The sequence below is a fragment of the Micromonospora sp. NPDC047187 genome, from assembly GCF_040643355.1.
In the GTDB taxonomy this organism is placed as follows: domain Bacteria; phylum Actinomycetota; class Actinomycetes; order Mycobacteriales; family Micromonosporaceae; genus Micromonospora; species Micromonospora salmantinae.
Genome location: NZ_JBEYUF010000007.1, coordinates 121,555 through 139,901 on the forward strand (window position 1 = coordinate 121,555; position 18,347 = coordinate 139,901).

The following is an 18,347-nucleotide window of genomic DNA, read 5'->3' on the forward strand; positions in this document are numbered from 1 at the left end:
CCCGCCACGCCGGCTTCCACCCGTACGCGGTCTTTGATGGTGCACGACTGCGGGGCTCGCAAGCTCACTCCTCGCGTGCACGGTGTACCGTCGAATGACCGCGGCGCGGTAGTTTTCGCGCCTCGGGGTCGAGGCTGGCCCGCACGGCGGCCCCGGCCGCCGCTCAACGCGGCGACACCATCAGACGGTCAGGACGTCGATCAGGAGGATGCGGGCGCCCCGGCGCTCGACAACAGTATGGAACGTACGCGTTTCTTCCGCCGACCGGTGGTCTGGATCATCCTGGTCATCCTCGGCGCCGTTGTGCTCAGTCAGCTGTTCACCAGTGGTCCCAGCTACCACCGCGTGGACACTTCCGTTGCGCTCGATCAACTGCACACCGCCAAGATCAACAAGGTGGTCTTCCAGGACAAGGAGCAGACGCTCCAGCTGGACCTGGCCCAGAAGACCAAGTTCGGCAAGACCGAGACCAACAAGATCGAGGCCCAGTTCCCGTACCAGGTCGGCGACGAGATCTGGAACGAGGTGCTGGACGCCAAGGCGAACAACCGGGTCACCGGCCCGGCCGACGCCAAGGTCTCCTCGGACAGCATCTGGGTGAGCCTGCTGGTCAACCTGCTGCCGATCGCGCTGCTCGTGCTCCTGCTGCTGTTCTTCATGTCGCAGATGCAGGGCGGCGGCTCCCGGGTGCTCAACTTCGGCAAGTCCAAGGCCAAGATGATCACCAAGGACACTCCGAAGACGACCTTCGCGGACGTCGCGGGTGCCGAGGAGGCCGTCGAAGAGCTGTACGAGATCAAGGACTTCCTGCAGAACCCGGCCAAGTACCAGGCCCTGGGCGCCAAGATCCCGAAGGGCGTGCTGCTGTTCGGCCCGCCCGGCACCGGCAAGACGCTGCTGGCCCGCGCGGTCGCCGGCGAGGCCGGCGTGCCCTTCTACTCCATCTCCGGCTCCGACTTCGTGGAGATGTTCGTCGGCGTCGGCGCCAGCCGGGTCCGTGACCTGTTCGAGCAGGCCAAGACCAACGCCCCGGCGATCGTCTTCGTCGACGAGATCGACGCCGTCGGCCGGCACCGTGGCGCCGGCATGGGCGGCGGCCACGACGAGCGGGAGCAGACGCTCAACCAGCTGCTCGTCGAGATGGACGGCTTCGACACCAAGGGCGGAGTCATCCTGATCGCGGCCACCAACCGGCCGGACATCCTCGACCCGGCGCTGCTGCGCCCGGGCCGGTTCGACCGGCAGATCCCGGTGGACGCCCCCGACATGGAGGGCCGCAAGGCCATCCTGCGGGTGCACGCCAAGGGCAAGCCGTTCACGCCCGACGTCGACCTCGACGCGGTGGCCCGCCGTACGCCGGGCTTCAGCGGCGCCGACCTGGCCAATGTGATCAACGAGTCGGCCCTGCTCACCGCTCGCAAGGAGCAGCGGGCGATCAGCAACGACTCGCTGGAAGAGTCGATCGACCGGGTGGTCGCCGGTCCGCAGCGGCGGACCCGCGTCATGAGCGACAACGAAAAGAAGATCACCGCGTACCACGAGGGTGGTCACGCTCTGGTCGCCTGGGCGCTGCCGCACGCCGCGCCGGTGCACAAGGTGACGATCCTGTCCCGTGGCCGCTCGCTGGGCCACACCCTGGTGCTCCCGACCGAAGACAAGTACACCCAGACCCGCGCCGAAATGATCGACACCCTGGCGTACGCGCTGGGCGGTCGCGCCGCCGAGGAACTGGTCTTCCACGAGCCGACCACCGGCGCCGGCAACGACATCGAGAAGGCCACCCAACTGGCCCGCGCGATGATCACCCAGTACGGCATGAGCTCCAAGCTCGGCGCGATCAAGTACGGCACCAGCGGGGACGAGCCGTTCCTCGGCCGCAACATGGGCCACGAGCGGGACTACTCGGACTCGGTGGCCGCCGAGATCGACGGCGAGATGCGGGCACTGGTCGAGCTGGCGCACGACGAGGCATGGGAGATCCTGGTGGAATACCGGGACGTCCTGGACAACATCGTGCTCGAGCTGATGGAGAAGGAAACCCTCTCCACGGCCGACATGGCGCGGATCTGCTCCCGGGTGGTCAAGCGCCCGCCGCTGGCGCCGTACAACGGCTTCGGCAAGCGCCAGCCCTCCACCGAGCCGCCCGTGCTCACCCCTGCGGAGAAGGACAAGCTCAAGGCGCAGGCCCAGGCCGACGGCGCGCAGGCGTCGGTCGGCGGCGTCGCGCCGTCCAACAACTCGGACGGCACGCACTGAGCAACGACCCGACGGCCAGCTCCCCACACCGGGAGCTGGCCGTCTCCGCGACCGAACCCGACGGCGACGACGAGCTGGACTACGTGGCCGCGCGGCTGATCAGCGGCAAACTGACCGGCCGCCCCGTCGAGGACGCGGTCGACCTCGGCCGGATCGAGAAAGCCGTCCGCGAGATCCTGATCGCGGTCGGCGAGGACCCGGACCGCGACGGACTCCAGCAGACCCCGGCCCGGGTCGCCCGTGCGTACGCCGAACTCTTCGCCGGCCTGCGGGTCGACCCGGCCCAGGTGCTCAGCACCACCTTCGAGGCCAACCACGAAGAGCTGGTCATCGTCCGGGACATCGACGTGATGAGCCTCTGTGAGCACCACCTGCTGCCCTTCCGGGGCAGCGCGCACATCGGCTACATCCCGGGCCCCGACGGGCGGATCACCGGCCTGTCCAAGTTGGCCCGACTCGTCGAGGTCTTCGCCCGTCGTCCGCAGGTGCAGGAACGGCTCACGTCGCAGGTCGCCGACCTGCTGATGAGCAAACTCGCACCACGCGGCGTCGTCGTCGTGCTCGAATGCGAACACATGTGCATGGCGATGCGCGGCATCCAGAAATCCGGTGCCAAGACCATCACGTCGGCCGTACGCGGCATCCTGCAGTCGGACTCCAAGTCGCGGGCCGAGGCGATGGCGCTGATCATCCCCCGCTGACACCCCGACGCACCACGGCCGGCCGACACCCATCCGGGACGGCCGGCCGTTGCGTTTCCCCCACCCGCCCGGCGTCGTTCCGGCCGGGCGGCCTTCCGGCCCGACGGGTCAGCCGGCGAGCAGCGCCAACAGCAGGCCGGCCGTGGCCAGCACCGCCGGCACCAGGCACACCAGCGCGCCGAAACGCACCGTACGGTCGAGCCGCTCGGTGGGGCTGACCCGGAACAACCGGCCAATGCCGATCCAACCGGCGACGAACGCGACCGCCGGCATCGGCAGCCCGCAGATCAACGCCGCCACAGTGGCCGGTCCCACCCCCGTCGTCGCCAGAACCACGACCTGGATCAGTGGCACCAGCAGCGCGAACGGCCCGTACACCAGGAGGTTGCGCGCCCGCGCGGGCCAGGACCCGGGCCGGAACCGGCGGCGCGCGGCCAGCGCAGCGTCCGCCGCCTCGGCCCAACCACGCGCCGTCCGCAGCGCCGCCAAAACGGCCGCCGGGCCACCCGCCATCGACCGGGCCGCCTCGGTCAGCTCCGGCGGCGACGGCACCAGGGAGATCGCCGGTATGGCCAACTCGCGCAGCCGTTCCTGCTGACTCGCCAGCCCGGTACGGACCACCGTCAACTCCTCCCGGGCGGCCTCCGCCGACCGGGCCTGCTCACCGGCAGCTGTAGCCGCGCCCCGGCGTACCCCGTCCAACTGGCGGGCGGCCGCAAGATACTCCGTCCAGGCAGCGCTGGGCTCGACCGCCCGTGGCGTCGCGTCTCCGGTCGCCGCAGCTGCCCGCTGCCGCCCCGGCCCGGTCACCGTCGCGATCGGATCCACCCCGACACCCTCCACCCGCGCCACCCGATCAGCCGGCCTCGTCGGCGAACGGCACCAGGACGGTGCCCCGCTCGTCCGGGCCGTCCCAGAGCACCGCCCGGTCGGGGCGCACCTGCCACTCGACCTGCCGACCGAAGACCGCAGTGAGCTGCGCGACCGGCACGTCCAGCACGGCCACCGCCGCCAGCTTGTCGACCTCGCCCGCCGGCTCGAACAACGCGGCGAACGGCGGCACCGCACGCCACCAGCCCAACAGATGCCGCCCCGCCGGCGGCCCGTCCCGCAGGATCGACCGCAGCCGGTCCACCGGAAGCTCCCGAGGACCCGGCCGGTCCAACCCGAAGACCACAAGGTACGTCGGCAGGTCCTCGGCCGCGTCCGCGAGCAGCCTCGGCAGATCCACCAACTCGGCCGAATGCCGGGTCGCCAGATCGGCCGTCAACGCCTCCGCCAAGGCCCGGGCGCCCGGATCCGGTGCCGACACCAGGAAGCGGGCACTGCCCGGAGTGTGGTGAGCCGACGTGCTCCGCGCCGCCGTCGCCAACAGCCCGCCCGCCGCGGCGCCCGACCCCAGCACCGCGAGGTTGCGCCCGGCCGCCGGCCCCAACGGCACGGCCACCGTCGAGCGGGCCACATCCACCGCCCGGCCCAACAGGGCGGCCGGTCCGTGCGCCTGTCCCGCCAGGGCCGCCCGGTGGCGCGGATCGTTGGCCAGCATCGGCCGGGCGTAACCCGCGAAGACCACCGGCGGCACCGACCCGGCCGGACGGGCTTCCCACAACTCGTGCCGCAGCTTCTCCACGACCTCCGGATGATCCTGCGGGTCCGGGTGACGAATCAACCGTTCGTGACCCCGGATCGCACCCCGTGGGCCGCCGAGCCCGCCGGCCGTGTTCACCACCGCACTGCCCACCGGTAGACCGGCGGCCGAGTCGTTCGTCGGCTCCAACACCGGACTGCCACCCGGCAGCGCCACCCGTACCGGAAACTGCCCAAGCACCGAATCCCGATGACCAGCATCCGCGCGCGCACTCAGCCCCAACTCGCCCGCCCCCGCCAGGACCAGGTGCACGCCGTACGCCCGACCCGCCCGGGCCAGCCCGTCCAACTGCGCGGCCACCTCGGCGGCCAGCCGGTCCCGCTCGGCGAAGAGCAGCGGCACATTGTCCACCACACAGACGATCCGGGGCAGCGGCTGGTGCTGACGCAGCTCCGCGAAGCGTTGCCCCCCGGCCCGAACGCCCGCCTCCGTGCGGCGCTGGACCTCGGCCGTCAACTCGTCCAGCAGATCCCGGACGTACTCCCGGTCGGCGGCCATCGCTGCCGCGCGCACCTGCGGAACCCACGACCGGTCCCGCTCGGTCTGCAAGAACTCCACGAAGGACTCGCCGTCGCCGAGATCCGTTAGGTAGAACGCCAGGTCGTCCGGGCCGTACCGGGCGGCCAGGCCGAGTAGCGCGGTGGTCAGGAACGCCGCCCGGCCGGCCGCAGACCGGCCACTCACCAGCCAGTGCGGGGTCAACTCGGTGAAGCCCAGCGGCACCGACCGGCCCCCGGCGTCGCCGACGGTAGTGGTCAGCCCGTCGGCCGAATCCGATTCCCACAGTCGCTCGCCCGTCGGCGGCAGCAGAGCACCCAACGCCAACCGGGAGCCCGCCTCCACCTGCTCGGCGAGCCGCCGACAGACCGCGTCGACCAGCTCGGCCGGCGGGTCCGACTCGACGAAGACCGGCGAGTTCAACCCGCCCGGCGGATCGGCACCCGGCCCCGCGAACGACGCCCCCGGCGGATCGCCGAGCAGCGCGTACGCATTCCGCAGCGCCAGCGAAGTGGTGTGCGGCAGTGGTGCCCGGGCCGAGTACGGGCCGGCGGGCGGCCAACCCGCCACCACCAGGTGCAGCCCAGCGGCCGGCCCCTGCTCGGCCAACGTCTCGATGCGCGCCAGATCGGTCGGGCCGGTCGACTCCGGCAGCGCGGCCACCACCAGCAGCAGCGTCCGATCGTGACGGCGTCGCCCACTCGCCCCCGGCGTCACCCACTGCTCCGCCTCGGTCAGCACCGCGCGCAGACCCGCCACGTCCACCGCCGGCGGCGGCAACAGGCCAGCATCCGCCAGCGCCCCGAACGGCGTCAGCACCGCGCCGGTGGCGTCCACCGCGCGAATCAGCAGGGCACCCGCCGGTGCCGCACCCAACAACCGCAAAAGTACGGCCCGGAGCAAACCCGCCACCCGCGGCTCCCGCGCGTCAGCGTCCACGCTCAGGTGACCGGTGCCGACAAGTGGCACCAACGCGGGGAAACGAGCGTCGTCCAACGGCGCCGCAGTACCGACCCGAACGAACGGCGGCGGACCATCACCCGCCGGCGAGTCCACGGTGAGCGAGTTCAGTGCCGCGCCCGACCAGCCCGGTGCCAGCAGGGCCGCAGCCGTCCGTAACCGATCGGCCACCTCGTACTGGCGGCGCTGATCGGCCGGAGCCGGCCGCGTCTCGTCCAGGATGCCGGCAGCCGCCGTCGCGACGGCCGCCGCCCGACGGTGCAGGGCTGCGGCGCGGTTCGTGCGAGCCTTCGGACCGGCCACCGCGTCCACCCCCTCTACCCGAGGTTGGCAACCCCTCCCCAAGCAGAGACGGTATCCCAGCCGACGGTCCTCCTCCGGGAGGTGCCTCGGCGCTGCGACGGTGTTGTCGTGGATCTCACCGGTGGGGAGGGGTCCGTCACGATCCGCTGGATCTGAGGCATTGGCTCCGGAGCGTCCAGCCGATAACTTCAGGAGGTGGAATCAGTGCAGCCCCCCGCCGGTTCCCAGGTCTCCCGCGTACCGGCCCAGCGGACACCGTCGGAGCAGCTGCCGCCCGCCCCGGCACCGCCGGCACCGCAGCCGCCACGCCGTCGAATGCGGACGGTGCTCACCGTCGTCGCGGGCGTGCTCGCGCTGCTCTGCCTCGGCGGGGTCGCCACCGCCCTGGTTTGGTACAACCGCGCCTCAACGCCCGACCGCAGCACGCCAGACGTGGTGGTGGACAACTATCTGCGCGCGTTCCTCGTGGATCGCAATGACGTAAGAGCAGACCTCTTCACTTGCGAGAGCGGGTCGCAGTTGGAGGCGTTACACGCTCTGCGAACCGATCTACTCGAACGGGAGCAAGAACTCAGCGTCACCATTCTCGTTAGCTGGGGCAGCCTTGACGTTGATTCCCATGGTGATACCGCCTCCGTTGAGACGGCAATCCGGCGCAGTGCCACTGTGGATGGCGTACCGCAAAGCCTGACGGATAACTGGCGGTTCGACGTTGTAAAGCAGGAGGGCTGGCGCGTTTGTGGCGGCCTGAAGCTAGGCTGATTTTCACTCAATCCATAAAAGGTGAACCGGAACTTCCAAGGTGGTGGGCGACTGGCCGCGCCAGGCCCAGCGGTACCACTCCACCTCGGGTGTGACTCGCACGCAGATGTCGCCTTCGGCGCCCGAGTAGGTCTCGGTGACCGCTCGAAGGTCACGGTGCTCCAGGCCACCCTCGACGTGCACCACCCGCCGACCGGTGACCGCGTCCGCTTCGAAGACCGGTGTGGGGGTCCGGTGTGCCGGGCCGTCCAGCGAGACCAAGCGGATGCCCGTGTCCCGGGCGTCGTCCACTCCCGGACGGCTGCCGACCGTCTCCACCCAGACCCGCTCCACCGGCACCAACGGCGCGAACACCTCGACCTGGTCGGCTTCGGCCCGGTACCACTCGTGCTCGGGGATCACCGGCACGTAGGTCCGGGCACTCTGCACCACCCGGTCGTCCGCGCGCAGGTCCCCGCGCCAACCCATCCCGGGCAGCCCGACCAGCACCCGTCGACCGCGTAGCTCGATCCGCTCCGTCGCGGGGACGATGGTCAGCGGTCTCGGCGGCTGCGGTGCCCAGTCCGGCTGGTCGGCGAACGGGTCGGGTAACGGTCCGGTCATACCCGTGGTGGCCTCACTCAGCGGCGCGCAGCGGGGCACCCCGCTCGCGCATGAACGGGACCGGGTTCACCGCGCCGGAGGCGTTGCGGTCGTTGCGCAGGTGCACCTCGAAATGCAGGTGCGGACCGGAGGAGTTGCCACTGCTGCCGACCTTGCCGATCACCTGACCGGCCGTCACGACCTGATCTTTCTTGACGAAGGGCTGAACCACCATGTGGCAGTACCGGGTGATGTAGCCACCGGCGTGCAGCAGGTCGACGAACCAGCCGCAGCCACCCTTGCCGGGGAAGCCGTCCACGTTGCAGTCCTGTCGGCCGCGGCGGTCCTCGTCGCAGGTGGAGACCAGCACCCGGCCGGTCGCTGCCGCACGGATCTCGGTGCCCTTGGCCGCGCCGATGTCGACTCCGTTGTGGCTGGGTCGGCTGGCGGTGCGGAAACCGGAGCCGACTCCGCCGGGGATCGGTGCGGTCCAGCCGGAGGCAGCGATCTGGCCGCGCTCGGCCGCGTTGCACACCGCCTTGCCGTTGATCTCGACGGTGCGGGCCGCGCCGCCGGCCAGCGCGTCCACGATCCGGCTGGCCACCTCTTCGTGCTTGGCGTACGCGTCCGGGTATGCGCTGACCTGGACCCGCTGCGCGACCACGGTCAGCGGTCGTTGCTGCCAACTCCCGACCTTGACGAGCTTCTCGTAGAACTTGCGGGCCGCGTACGCGGGGTTCAACCGCTCGGCGACGGTGCCCCACCCCGGCCGCTGCTGGAACAGGCCCAGCGAGTCGTGGTCCGCGCCAACGCCCTCGTGCGGCAGAGCCAGGGACTCGGGTACGCCGCTGTTGGCCAGGTTGCGTAGGGCGGACTCCTGCATCGCGGTGGCGAGGGCGACCACCCAACCTCGCGAAGGTACGCCCATGTCCTGGCCGACCTTGATGATGATCGCGGCATTGCGGACCTGGGTGTCGCCGTACTGGGCGAATCGCGGCAGCTTGCCGGCGATGTTTACCGCTCGGACCGGCCCGCACTCCATGCCTGCCATGGTGTCGCCGTTCTCGGCGTCGTCGCCTCCGAGCCCGGTGAGGAAGAACGCCGCGGTGCCGCCGGTGCAGCAGAGCAAAAGCAGCATCCCGGTGAGGACCGAGGCGACCACACCGAGCCGGAGCGGACCCCGGCGGGTTTTGGCGCTACCAACGTCGCTCATGGCCGCTCCCAGTCCAGAACGTCGACCAGCCAACCGTCATCGGAGGTGACCAGCTCCAACCGGAGCCCGCCGGCATCAAGGGGAAGCAGCAACTCGACGAACGTCTCGGTCCGCCCTCGCATGGTTGGAGGACCGGTGACCCTCTCGGCCGGCACGCTCTCGGGTTCGACGCCGGTCAACTTCTCTCTCAGCGTCGGCGTGGAAAGTGGCCGCAGACCAGCCTGCCACTCTTCGGTGGTCATCCCGGGACGGCCCAGCCATGCCTTGGCGAAGCGGTCGGCGGTCTGTTCGGGCGTGCGGGCGCCGGGCGACGTCACGGGTGACGGCGGAGCCGCGCTGTTGAGCAGGCCGTCATCGCCGGCCGTCGGGTCCACGGTGATGATCGGCCCATCCGGACGGCTACTCAACCCATCGGCTGAATCGCCCGGGTTGGAGATCAGCCTGGCCGCCCCGAGTACACCAACGACCACCACCCCGATCACCAGCGCAACGCCCAACCGGGACCGCAGCGCCCGGGTGAAGAGGAATTCCAGCGCCCGTCGCATGACCGTCACCTCGCCTCTGATCGCACCCGAGGTCCGGTGCGATCCGGTACACGCTCGGTTGAGCCCGGGCGGTAGACCACGAACGACGGGTTCTCAGCCGGAACATCCGGCTCGGTCCAGGTCGCTGGCTGTCGGCGTCGAGGCTGCGGAGCGGTTGGGCGGCTCCGACCTCTGTCCTCCTCCGCCAGCGCCTCGTCGGGCCGCTCTCGACCGTCGGGGCGCACCGCGTCTGCGCGCCGGCCCTCGGCCCTAGCGGTCGGAACCGGAGCCGGGTCCTCCCGCCGCGCCTCGGGACGTAGCCGGGTCTGCGTTGCTTCGGGCGACCGTCGACGTCCGCCCACCGGTTCGGCGGTGCCGCCCGGCTCGGCTACGTCCAGCCGTGCGGCGGTCCGCATGTCGCGGAAGAACCGGCGGTGCCAGGACCCGGCCGAACTGACCGCTTCGCTGCTGTCCTTGCCGCCGAGTTGGGTGATCCGCCGGTACGGCCGCAGCAGCAGCCATCCGACCACCCCGCAGAGCCACACCAGCACCACCTGAAGCCAACCCGGCATGGTGGGGGTACCCATGATCAGATCGACGGCGAACAGGTAGATGGCTGCCCCGGTGCCGAAGATGGCGATGTTGAACAGCGCGGCGACCACAGCGTTCGCCAACCGCCGCAGACCGGCGCTGGCCGGCCGCAGTAGACCGATGGTGCCCAGGATGGGTGCCGCGATCACCGCCCACCGGAAGATCAGGAAACCCAGCAGGACCAGTAGCGACGCGGTCAGGTCGAACATCGCAAATAGTAGGGCCGCGAGCACGGCGATGAACCCTGCGCCGACCCGATCCATATCGCGTATGCCCTGGAGATATTCGTACGCCTCTGGATCCTCGGCCTTGATCTGCTGGGCCACCCGCGCCCACTGCTGCTGCTTTGCCTTGATCGTCGCTGGCCGAGTGGCCGGGTTGGCGCGTAGCTTCTCGGCCTCCTCCCAGGAAAGTGCCTTCGCGTCGTAGAGTGCCGGACCGTACTTACGGGCGGTCTCACTGTCGGCCGAGCCGAGCACTCCCCGGAGCCAGTTCCGGTACAGCATTGTCTCGGTAGCGGTGTCGCTTGCTCGGACGGCAGGGGCTCGTAGGTCCTTGCAGCGGTCAGGATCGATGCACCGCCCCGGGTCCGGCTCCTTAGCCTGCGGCCCAACGGCGTCATGCACCACTCCGAGGCTGGTGACAAGTGCCCCGTCGGCGATGTTTGCTGACTTGACCGGCCAAGCGGCCAGTGCCGTGACCGCGACCATCACCAGCAGCGCCCAGCCCGCGGTGGTCATCGCATTGCTCATGTCTGACTGGCGGGACCGCCAGAGTAGGTAGAGCCCCACCACACACAGGGTGACGATGCCGAAGACGCTGAACACCTTCTGGTACACGGCCTTGGTCGCCTGCTCGACAAGCGGGTCAGCCCATCCCCACATCGAACCGGGGTCCCAGGCGCGCTCTCGGAGCGCATTTGATGCGCCGATGATCGCCGTGGCGGCCATGAACTCGCCATTGGCGATCGTCGTGGTGAACTTGTAGTCCGGATGAAGCACGCTTGAGGCGCAGCCACCGTCGACATCATAGGTGTTATAGCTGTAGCCACCGTAGCCATAGAGGCTGTACCGACCAGCTACTCCATTCGCAGCCTCCGTCGGTGGCGCGGCGGCGAACCAGCCGGCGAGCCCGGAGTCAGGCGTACCCGGGGTTGGTGCGTTGCGACAAGTGACCTGGTCGTCGGCGACCGCTTCTAGCTTTGCCACGCAGGCGCGGAAGTCGGCTTGCCATTCGGCGGTCGTGCAGAGGTCGGCGCGGGCCTGGGCGGCGGGCGGTGCGGCGGCTGCGGCCTCTGCACCGATCAGCGGCCAGGTGAGGGTGGCCCCGGCCAGTACGCCAAGGGCGAGCAGGAACGACGCAGTCCTTGCCCAGGCCCTAGCCATGTCACGCCTCCAGATCCGGCAGGGGGATGCTCGGCAGGACTCCGGCCGCCGCGGCGATCGCTGCGGGCGTCGTGTCGAGGTGGTCCAGCAGCCCTTCGACGTACGAGACGTCGACGCGAACCTTCTGCACCCGGCCGTCGACGTCGCGCATCACGAACTCGCGGAAGCCGAGCCGGCTGGACGAGCTGGTGTCGGCGGCGGAGAGCGAGGCGAGGGTGGCTTCGTACCCGTCGTTCACCGGCACCCGCAGCAGCCGTAGCGCTTCGGAGGCGATCTCGGCGTCCTCGGCGATGCGACCGACGAAGACGGTGGAGACGAGGTTCTGCACGTCGAGGCCGAGGATGTCTTTGGGGTTCTGGGAGGCGACCAGTGCGGCCAGGTTCCACTTGCGGGAGTCGCGGGCGAGTCGGACCAGGAAGGAGCGCCCGGACCGCCAGCCTTCCATGAAGTGCGCTTCGTCGAGGCCGACGAGTTTGCGGGACGACATCGAGCCGCCGTAGCAGCGCCGGACGGCGAGCCGGTGCGCGGTGTGCAGCATCGGCAGGGCCAGTGCTTCCTCGGCCGACCAGTACTCGCGTTCGATCTTGAGGTCGGGCAACCGTAGCCCGGCCATGGTGATCACGGTGAGTGCCGCGTCGGCACCGAGCAGCCCATCCGGCGGTCGGCCGAAGAAGAGCATGGCCAGTGGCATCTCGGCGGTGTCCAGCAGGAGGTTGGCCAGTTCCTTGCCGGCGTCGTCGTCGAGCCGCCCGAGGCAGCTCACCACGTCGTCAAGGGTGGAGGTCTCCTCGGCGGGGACCTGGCGGACCGCGTGCCGGAAAAGGGTGGCGGTCGACGCCTCCCTGGCGACCTGCGGCGGGACGAGCATCATGCAGATGTCCTGGACCAGCATCCGCCGCTCGGCTCGGGCGTTGGAGACCGCGATCTCGAATTCCCGGTCGCCGGCGGCCCCGGTGCCGAACTCGGAGCGCAGCGGCGTCGGGATGAGCGAGTAGGGCGCCAGGGTGCCGTGCTCCGAGCCGGTCAGGTTCAACACCCGGGAGTACGGCCGCAGCTCGGGCATCGCGCAGAGGCGGGCCAACGGGCCGGACGGGTCGAGCAGGGTCACCTGGACACCTCGGCGGGCGGCCAGGTAGCCCAGGGCGCCGAGCAGTGTGGACTTGCCACCGCCCGGTTCGGCGACGAAGACCGCGAGCCCGGAGCGTTCCCGGACCTCCATGGGGAAGTGCAGATCGAGGAAGACCGGGCGGCGGCAGGTGCCGGCGGTTCGGCCGATCAGGTCGCCCCGCCGGTCGCCGACGTTGGATGCGGCCTGGGGGAGCGCGGCGGCGAGCAACGGCACCGGCATGCGGCGCACGTAGCCGGTGTTGGCGATCGGCTCGCCGGGGATGAACTCGCGGGCCAGCCAGTCCTGGTTCTTCGGGTGCTGCAGCGAGATGCGTAGCTCTCGGGAGTAGAGCTGGATGAGCCGGCGGGCCCGCTCCAGGCATTCCTCCCTGGTCCGGCCGCCGACCGCGATCCGGTGCCAGCCGTGCGCACGGGCCGAGTCGACCGGCAGGCCGGTGGTCATCTCGTCGCCGATCACCAGGGCGCGCTTGGCCAGTCGCTCCAGCTCCGGGGGCGCGTCGATGCCGTGTTCGGCGTAGTCGAGCTGTTGCGAGCGGATCATCCGCAGCCGGTGTTCGAGATTGCGGAAGGAGTCGCCGGAGCCGAGGATGTCGACGCGGGTGGAGATTTCCATCGGCCACGGCAGTCGCTCGTGGAAGTGCAGCCAGGGCTCGTGTCGTTCCGGGATCTCCAGCGGCTCCATCCGGCCGACCGCGAGCACTGCCACGTGCCGCTCCTCGCCGGTCATCCGGTTGACCAGCTTGACCGTCGAGCCGTACGGGGTGCGGTAGCGCTCGACCTGCTCGGTCATGGCGAGCAGGTCGCCGCGCTCCCAGCGCCCGTCGGTGACGGGGGAGAGGGTGCTCGGCGGCGACATGCACAGCGCCACCGAGCGGTAGAGCAGCCATTCCAGTTCCTGGGCGGTGACCCGCCGGCCGCGCATGCCGAACGCCCCGAGCACCTCGTCGAACTGTTCCACGGTGCGGCCCAGCTTGCGGCGTTCCCCATCGGCGGTGCCCCGGCCGAAGGTGCGCAGCAGCCGCTCGGTGAGGGAGTCGCCGAGGGAACGCCGGGCGAAGGTGACACCCAGGTAGGTCTGGCCCTCGGCGTGGTTGACCGCCATCAGGTGGCGTTGGGCGGCGACCAGGTGGTCGGCCCAGCCGGTGGTGCCGGGGACGTCGGGCAGTGGCGCCGAGGTGTGCGTGTCGATGGTGCGCGCCCACTCGTCGGCGGGGAACGGCCGGGTGGTGCGGCGCAGGTGCAGTCGGAAGCCGGCCAGGCCGGCGTACTGCTCGGAGATCGCCGACAGCAGCGCCTCGCGCTCGGCGTCCGGCCGGAACGCCCAGCGGACCTCGGGCAGCCAGTACCAGGCGGTGACGGTGTTCGGCGTGAAGGTCAGGTGGCCGGCGATCTCGGTGATGGCCAGCTCGACAGACGGATCCCGATCCCCGAATTTGATCTTCGGAGCGCGAACCCGGGTCGGCTTGATCGGTCGGTCCGGTCGGCTCGCCGTGCGCTGTCGGGGTGCGGCGATCTCCTTGCCGGTGGCCGCGGTGCCGGTGCTCCTGGGCCGATCCGCTTCGGTGGCCCGGCGCGCCGTACGTTCGAGAGCTGGCCGATCCGCAGCCGTGATCATGGCCGGCTGCTCCGACGGAGCCGTGGCCCGGCCGGCAGCGACCGCCGGCTGGGGCGGCGCCTGAGCCGCCGGTCGGGCCGGCGACGTCGCTGTGGGGCGGCTGCCCGGCACGGTGTTGGCGGCTCGGCGGACGGAACCGGTGGTCGCCGACGGCGACCCGCCGCCGGTGGCCGGGTAGGGCTCGTCCGGCGGACGCAGCATCGGTCGTCGATCGCCGGCCTGGTGCGGCACCCGGGACTCGCTGGCCGGGTGGCCGCCACCGTGTCGTGGCTCGACGGGTCGGCCACCGTTGCCGGGCGGGTCGGCCGGCGTCCACGGTGGCTCGAGCTCGGGAACCGCGCGGGGTGGTGCCGGGCTGGCGGTGGGTGGCGGCTGATGCGGGATCGCCGGCTGCTCGCGGGTGCTGGGGCCGGCGGTGACGGCTCGTGGCGAGGTGGGTCGCCCCCCGCCGCCGAAGAGGTCCAGGAAGGGGGAGTCGATGTCGGCGTTCTCGCCGGCCGACACGGCGGTGGGCTCGGCCGGTGGCGTCCGGCGAGGGACCGGCCGGGGTGCCTGGAAGACGCCGACGGCACCGTGGCCGGGCGACGTCACCAGCGCGGGGTCGAGGGCAACCTCGTCCTCGTCCTCGGTGTAGTCGAACGAGTGCGCACGGTGACCTGCCGGCGCGCCCGGGCGGCCGGCCGGGGAGCCCGGCGTGGAGGAGCGGCTCATGCGACCGCCTCGGCGAGTGTCGGCAGACCCCTGCCCGCGTCCTGCGAAGGACCGTTCGACGTACGTCCGGTCATGCCAGCTCCTCCCTAATCCTGATCCGGCTGCCGACCAGGCGCGGATCGCGCTGCTCGACCGCCGGCTCCCGGGTGCGTCGCCAGTCGGTCAGCGCGGTGCGGATGACCACCCGCGCCGGCCGATCGGGGTCGACGTGCCGGAAGATGAACGACGTGGTCACGATGGCGAGCGCGATCTCCCAGGCTGGGAAGAGCTCGACCGTCAACGTGAACAGCCAGTGGATGAACATGTAGAGGGGGACCAGCAGCATGAAGAGCCCGTACTGGGCGTAGGGCAGGTGGACCGGAAGGGTGTAACCGGGCGGCCCGAGGTAGACCAGGCGGGCCCGGTAGATGTCGTCGTCGGTGCGCAGCCGCATCTGGTGAAGCGCCTATTCGAAGATCAGGTCGATCAGGTAATCGCCGACGAAGAAGAGTGTTGCCGCGCCCGCGATGAAGGCGAGCCCGACGATGGCGATCGCGGAGCTGGTCAGCACCTTGGAGATCTCGCCTCGGCTGGCACGGCCGATGAAGATGACGCCCAGGACGGCGAGCAGGATCGGCGCGATCTTGCTGGCGAAGAAGGTGACGACACTGTTGGTGTCGATCCCCTTCGGTGCCGGCTCCGCGAGTGGAGCCGACGCCAGGGTGGAGAGCGCGTGGGCGACGCCGGACGACGCCGTCTCCATGAGCTCGAAGGCGATCACTGGAACCTCCCCATAGCGCGGCCGGCGGTGCCGCGGCGGTGCAATAGGCAAGCCTGGCGGGAAAAGTGCTCCACAGGGCATGGCGTTCTTGACCCTGTGTTCGTTACTCACCACGGAGGGTGGCGAGGTTTGGGCGGTTTTCCCCCGCTTCGGCCCCCCCTCCAAGCTTCGCCATCTCGATGCTGGCCAATTCCAAAGCGTACGGGCCGCCCCGGATTGCGACAAGCCGCGAAGGGGCTGCCCGATACTGCCCGGATGACCGATCGTACACCTGTTCTAATCGGCACGTCAGGGGCAGTGGTGCGGGGCCTACCCGGGTCGCTGGGCGCCGCCGCCGCGACCGGTACCGTCTAGTCGTGACCGATCTGGTGCGGGCTTCGGGCCCGGTGGTGATGGGCGTCCTCAACGTCACACCGGACTCCTTCTCCGACGGCGGACGGTACGCCGACCTGGACGCCGCCGTCGGACACGGCGTCCGTCTACGCGACGCCGGTGCGCACCTGGTCGACATCGGTGGCGAGTCGACCCGTCCGGGCGCCGAGCGGATCGACGCCGCGACCGAGGCCGAGCGGGTGTTGCCGGTCATCCGCGAGCTGACCGCCGCCGGCGTGGCGGTCAGCGTCGACACCAGCCGAGCGCGGGTCGCGGAGGCCGCCCTGGCCGCCGGCGCGGCGGTGGTCAACGACGTCTCCGGTGGCCTGGCCGACCCGGACATGGCCCGGGTGGTCCGCGACGCGAACTGCCCCTGGGTGCTGATGCACTGGCGTGGGCACTCCCGTGCCATGCGCGAGTTGGCCACCTACACCGACGTGGTGGCCGACGTCCGGGCCGAGTTGGCCCAACGGATCGACACTGCGCTGGCCGCCGGGGTGGCGGCCGACCGCCTCATCGTCGACCCCGGGCTCGGCTTCGCCAAGACGGCCGCGCACAACTGGGAACTCAGCGCCCGCCTGCCGGAGTTGCTGGATCTCGGCTACCCGCTGCTCTTCGGCGCGAGCCGCAAGTCGTACCTCGGTGGGTTGCTCGCCGCCGCGGACGGCACGCCGCGACCGACCGCCCAGCGGGAGGCGGCCACAGTGGCCACCAGTGTGCTGGCGGTCGCCGCGGGCGCCTGGGGCGTACGCGTGCACGACGTGCAGGCCACCGCCGACGCGCTCGCCGTCTGGGCGGCGACCGGCAGCCCCCGCCTGGCCGTGCCGCTGCACGACAGCAAGCGGACGCAAGACGATCACGAGCAGGGGGTACGGCGATGACGGCGGACCGGATCCAGCTGACCGGCCTGCGGGCGCGCGGTCGGCACGGGGTGTACGACTTCGAGCGCGAACAGGGGCAGGACTTCGTGGTCGACGCCGTCCTGGAGTTGGACCTCGGCCCGGCCGCGGCCAGCGACGACGTCACCGCAACAGTGCACTACGGCGAATTGGCCGAACGCCTGGTGGCGGTGGTGACCGGCGAGCCGGTCAACCTGATCGAGACCCTCGCGGACCGGCTCCTCGCGGTCTGCCTGGCAGACGTTCGGGTCGACGCGGCGACGATCACCGTGCACAAGCCGGAGGCTCCGGTGCCGCACACCTTCACCGACGTGGCCGTCACCATGACCCGGGCGCGTACCCGGTGACCCGGGCGGTCCTCTCGCTCGGCAGCAACCTGGGCGACCGTCTGGAGCACCTGCGCACGGCCGTCGCCACCCTCGGCGACGCGGTGCTCGTGCTCTCCGGGGTGTACGAGACTCCACCGTGGGGCGACACCGATCAGCCCGCGTACCTCAATGCGGTGGTCCTCGTGCAGGACGAGAGCGCGACCCCGCGCGACTGGCTGGAGCGGGCCCGCGACGCGGAGCGCGCGGCCGGCCGGGTCCGCGACCCGCAGCGGCGGTTCGGGCCGCGCACCCTCGACGTGGACGTGATCGCGGTCTGGGGCGACGACGACGAGCCGGTGTTCAGCGACGAGGAGGAGCTGACCCTGCCGCACCCCCGGGCGCACCTGCGCGCCTTCGTGCTGCGTCCGTGGATCGACATCCAGCCGTACGGTCGGCTGCCCGGTCACGGCTGGCTGACCGACCTGCTGACCACCGGCCCGGCGGCGGACGACGCGTTGGAACTGCGTCCCCGGCCGGAGTTGGCGTTAGAGTCGACGGCATGACCGAGCGGAACCGGCCGGCATGACGCAGGCGAAGCCCCCACCCCGCGGGTCGGGCCCGGACGGGTCGCGGATGGGCCCCACCCGGATCTCGACCCTGGTCGTGGCCGGCCTGGCTGCGGCGGCGGTGGCCTGGTTGCTGATCAGCACCCTCTACTACAGCGGCATTCCCCGGCTGCCCTGGCTGCCGGTGGTGACGCTGGCCGGGCTCGCCGTGCTGGAGGCGTACGCCGCCGTCAACACCCGGGGCCGGATCGAGCGCAAGCCGGGTCGGGAGCCGGTCAATCCGCTGTTGGTCGCCCGCTTCGTGGTGTTGGCCAAGGCGTCGGCGCTGGCCGCCGCGATCTTCGCGGGCTTCTACGCGGGGCTCACCGGCTGGCTCTTCGTGGAGACCACCCGTGCCGCCCTGGACGATCGACCGGCCGCCGTCGGGGGCCTGCTCGCCTCGCTGGCGCTGGTCGGCGCCGCGCTCTGGTTGGAACGCTCCTGCCGGGTGCCGGAACGCCCCGACGACGAGCGCGAGCAGGACCCTCGGGAGAACCGCCCCGGCCAGCGCTGAGCAGGGGGTTAC

General features: G+C 71.0%; 16 protein-coding genes. 7 read left to right on the top strand and 9 right to left on the bottom strand.

The genetic code is table 11. The features are described from left to right. The first annotated feature begins 237 nt into the window (after positions 1-237). Both ftsH and folE read left to right on the top strand, forming a co-directional pair. A complete protein-coding gene (ftsH, locus tag ABZ794_RS14685; protein WP_210780805.1) occupies positions 238-2,256 on the top strand; it encodes an ATP-dependent zinc metalloprotease FtsH in 2,019 nt (672 codons plus the stop codon). Positions 2,257-2,291: 35 nt separating this feature from the next. Next, complete coding sequence (folE, locus tag ABZ794_RS14690; RefSeq protein WP_091403265.1) at positions 2,292-2,957, top strand: GTP cyclohydrolase I FolE; 666 nt, start codon at positions 2,292-2,294, stop codon at positions 2,955-2,957. Positions 2,958-3,065: 108 nt separating this feature from the next. Here the strand turns inward: folE and ABZ794_RS14695 are convergent, their stop codons facing one another. Both ABZ794_RS14695 and ABZ794_RS14700 read right to left on the bottom strand, forming a co-directional pair. After that, positions 3,066-3,776 carry a hypothetical protein gene (locus ABZ794_RS14695; protein ID WP_357516013.1) on the bottom strand — a complete coding sequence of 237 codons (711 nt, stop codon included), beginning with the start codon at positions 3,774-3,776 and terminating at the stop codon, positions 3,066-3,068. A gap of 37 nt (positions 3,777-3,813) precedes the next feature. Beyond that, positions 3,814-6,375, bottom strand: a complete 2,562-nt coding sequence (locus ABZ794_RS14700; RefSeq protein ID WP_357515866.1) for an FtsK/SpoIIIE domain-containing protein — start codon at positions 6,373-6,375, stop codon at positions 3,814-3,816. 195 nt (positions 6,376-6,570) lie between these two features. Between ABZ794_RS14700 and ABZ794_RS14705 the strand changes: the two genes are divergently transcribed. Further along, positions 6,571-7,128, top strand: coding sequence for a hypothetical protein (locus ABZ794_RS14705; RefSeq protein WP_357516015.1), 558 nt, complete (start codon positions 6,571-6,573; stop codon positions 7,126-7,128). 3 nt (positions 7,129-7,131) lie between these two features. Here the strand turns inward: ABZ794_RS14705 and ABZ794_RS14710 are convergent, their stop codons facing one another. From ABZ794_RS14710 to ABZ794_RS14740, 7 genes are all read right to left on the bottom strand, one after another. Next, complete coding sequence (locus tag ABZ794_RS14710) at positions 7,132-7,731, bottom strand: hypothetical protein (protein WP_210780808.1); 600 nt, start codon at positions 7,729-7,731, stop codon at positions 7,132-7,134. A 13-nt stretch (positions 7,732-7,744) separates the two neighbouring features. Beyond that, positions 7,745-8,923: a M23 family metallopeptidase gene (locus ABZ794_RS14715; RefSeq protein ID WP_210780809.1), complete on the bottom strand. Its 1,179-nt coding sequence runs from the start codon at positions 8,921-8,923 to the stop codon at positions 7,745-7,747. Next, complete coding sequence (locus ABZ794_RS14720) at positions 8,920-9,477, bottom strand: hypothetical protein (protein WP_210780810.1); 558 nt, start codon at positions 9,475-9,477, stop codon at positions 8,920-8,922. Before ABZ794_RS14720 ends, ABZ794_RS14715 begins: the two co-directional genes overlap by 4 nt. Continuing rightward, on the bottom strand, positions 9,474-11,423 hold the full coding sequence (locus tag ABZ794_RS14725; protein ID WP_210780811.1) for an MFS transporter: 1,950 nt from the start codon (positions 11,421-11,423) through the stop codon (positions 9,474-9,476). Before ABZ794_RS14725 ends, ABZ794_RS14720 begins: the two co-directional genes overlap by 4 nt. 1 nt (position 11,424) lies before the next feature. Next, positions 11,425-14,877, bottom strand: a complete 3,453-nt coding sequence (locus tag ABZ794_RS14730) for an ATP-binding protein (protein WP_357515870.1) — start codon at positions 14,875-14,877, stop codon at positions 11,425-11,427. Positions 14,878-14,947: 70 nt separating this feature from the next. Further along, a complete protein-coding gene (locus ABZ794_RS14735; protein ID WP_053654782.1) occupies positions 14,948-15,310 on the bottom strand; it encodes a hypothetical protein in 363 nt (120 codons plus the stop codon). 12 nt (positions 15,311-15,322) lie between these two features. After that, a complete protein-coding gene (locus ABZ794_RS14740) occupies positions 15,323-15,637 on the bottom strand; it encodes a hypothetical protein (RefSeq protein ID WP_030327982.1) in 315 nt (104 codons plus the stop codon). Between the two features lie 356 nt (positions 15,638-15,993). On the opposite strand from ABZ794_RS14740, the gene folP reads away from it, so the two are divergent. Genes folP through ABZ794_RS14760 form a run of 4 tightly spaced genes read left to right on the top strand, consistent with a single transcriptional unit; the run spans position 15,994 to position 18,335 of the window. Further along, the gene (gene folP / locus ABZ794_RS14745; RefSeq protein ID WP_357515872.1) at positions 15,994-16,890 is read left to right on the top strand and encodes a dihydropteroate synthase; all 897 of its coding nucleotides are present in this window, start codon (positions 15,994-15,996) and stop codon (positions 16,888-16,890) included. Continuing rightward, entirely contained in the window at positions 16,887-17,255 is a 369-nt protein-coding gene (gene folB / locus ABZ794_RS14750) for a dihydroneopterin aldolase (RefSeq protein ID WP_210780814.1), read from the top strand. The genes folP and folB overlap by 4 nt, the downstream gene beginning before the upstream one ends. Continuing rightward, on the top strand, positions 17,252-17,779 hold the full coding sequence (gene folK / locus ABZ794_RS14755) for a 2-amino-4-hydroxy-6-hydroxymethyldihydropteridine diphosphokinase (RefSeq protein WP_210780815.1): 528 nt from the start codon (positions 17,252-17,254) through the stop codon (positions 17,777-17,779). The genes folB and folK overlap by 4 nt, the downstream gene beginning before the upstream one ends. Before the next feature lie 19 nt (positions 17,780-17,798). Continuing rightward, a complete protein-coding gene (locus ABZ794_RS14760) occupies positions 17,799-18,335 on the top strand; it encodes a DUF3180 domain-containing protein (RefSeq protein WP_238690428.1) in 537 nt (178 codons plus the stop codon). Positions 18,336-18,347: the final 12 nt, after the last annotated feature.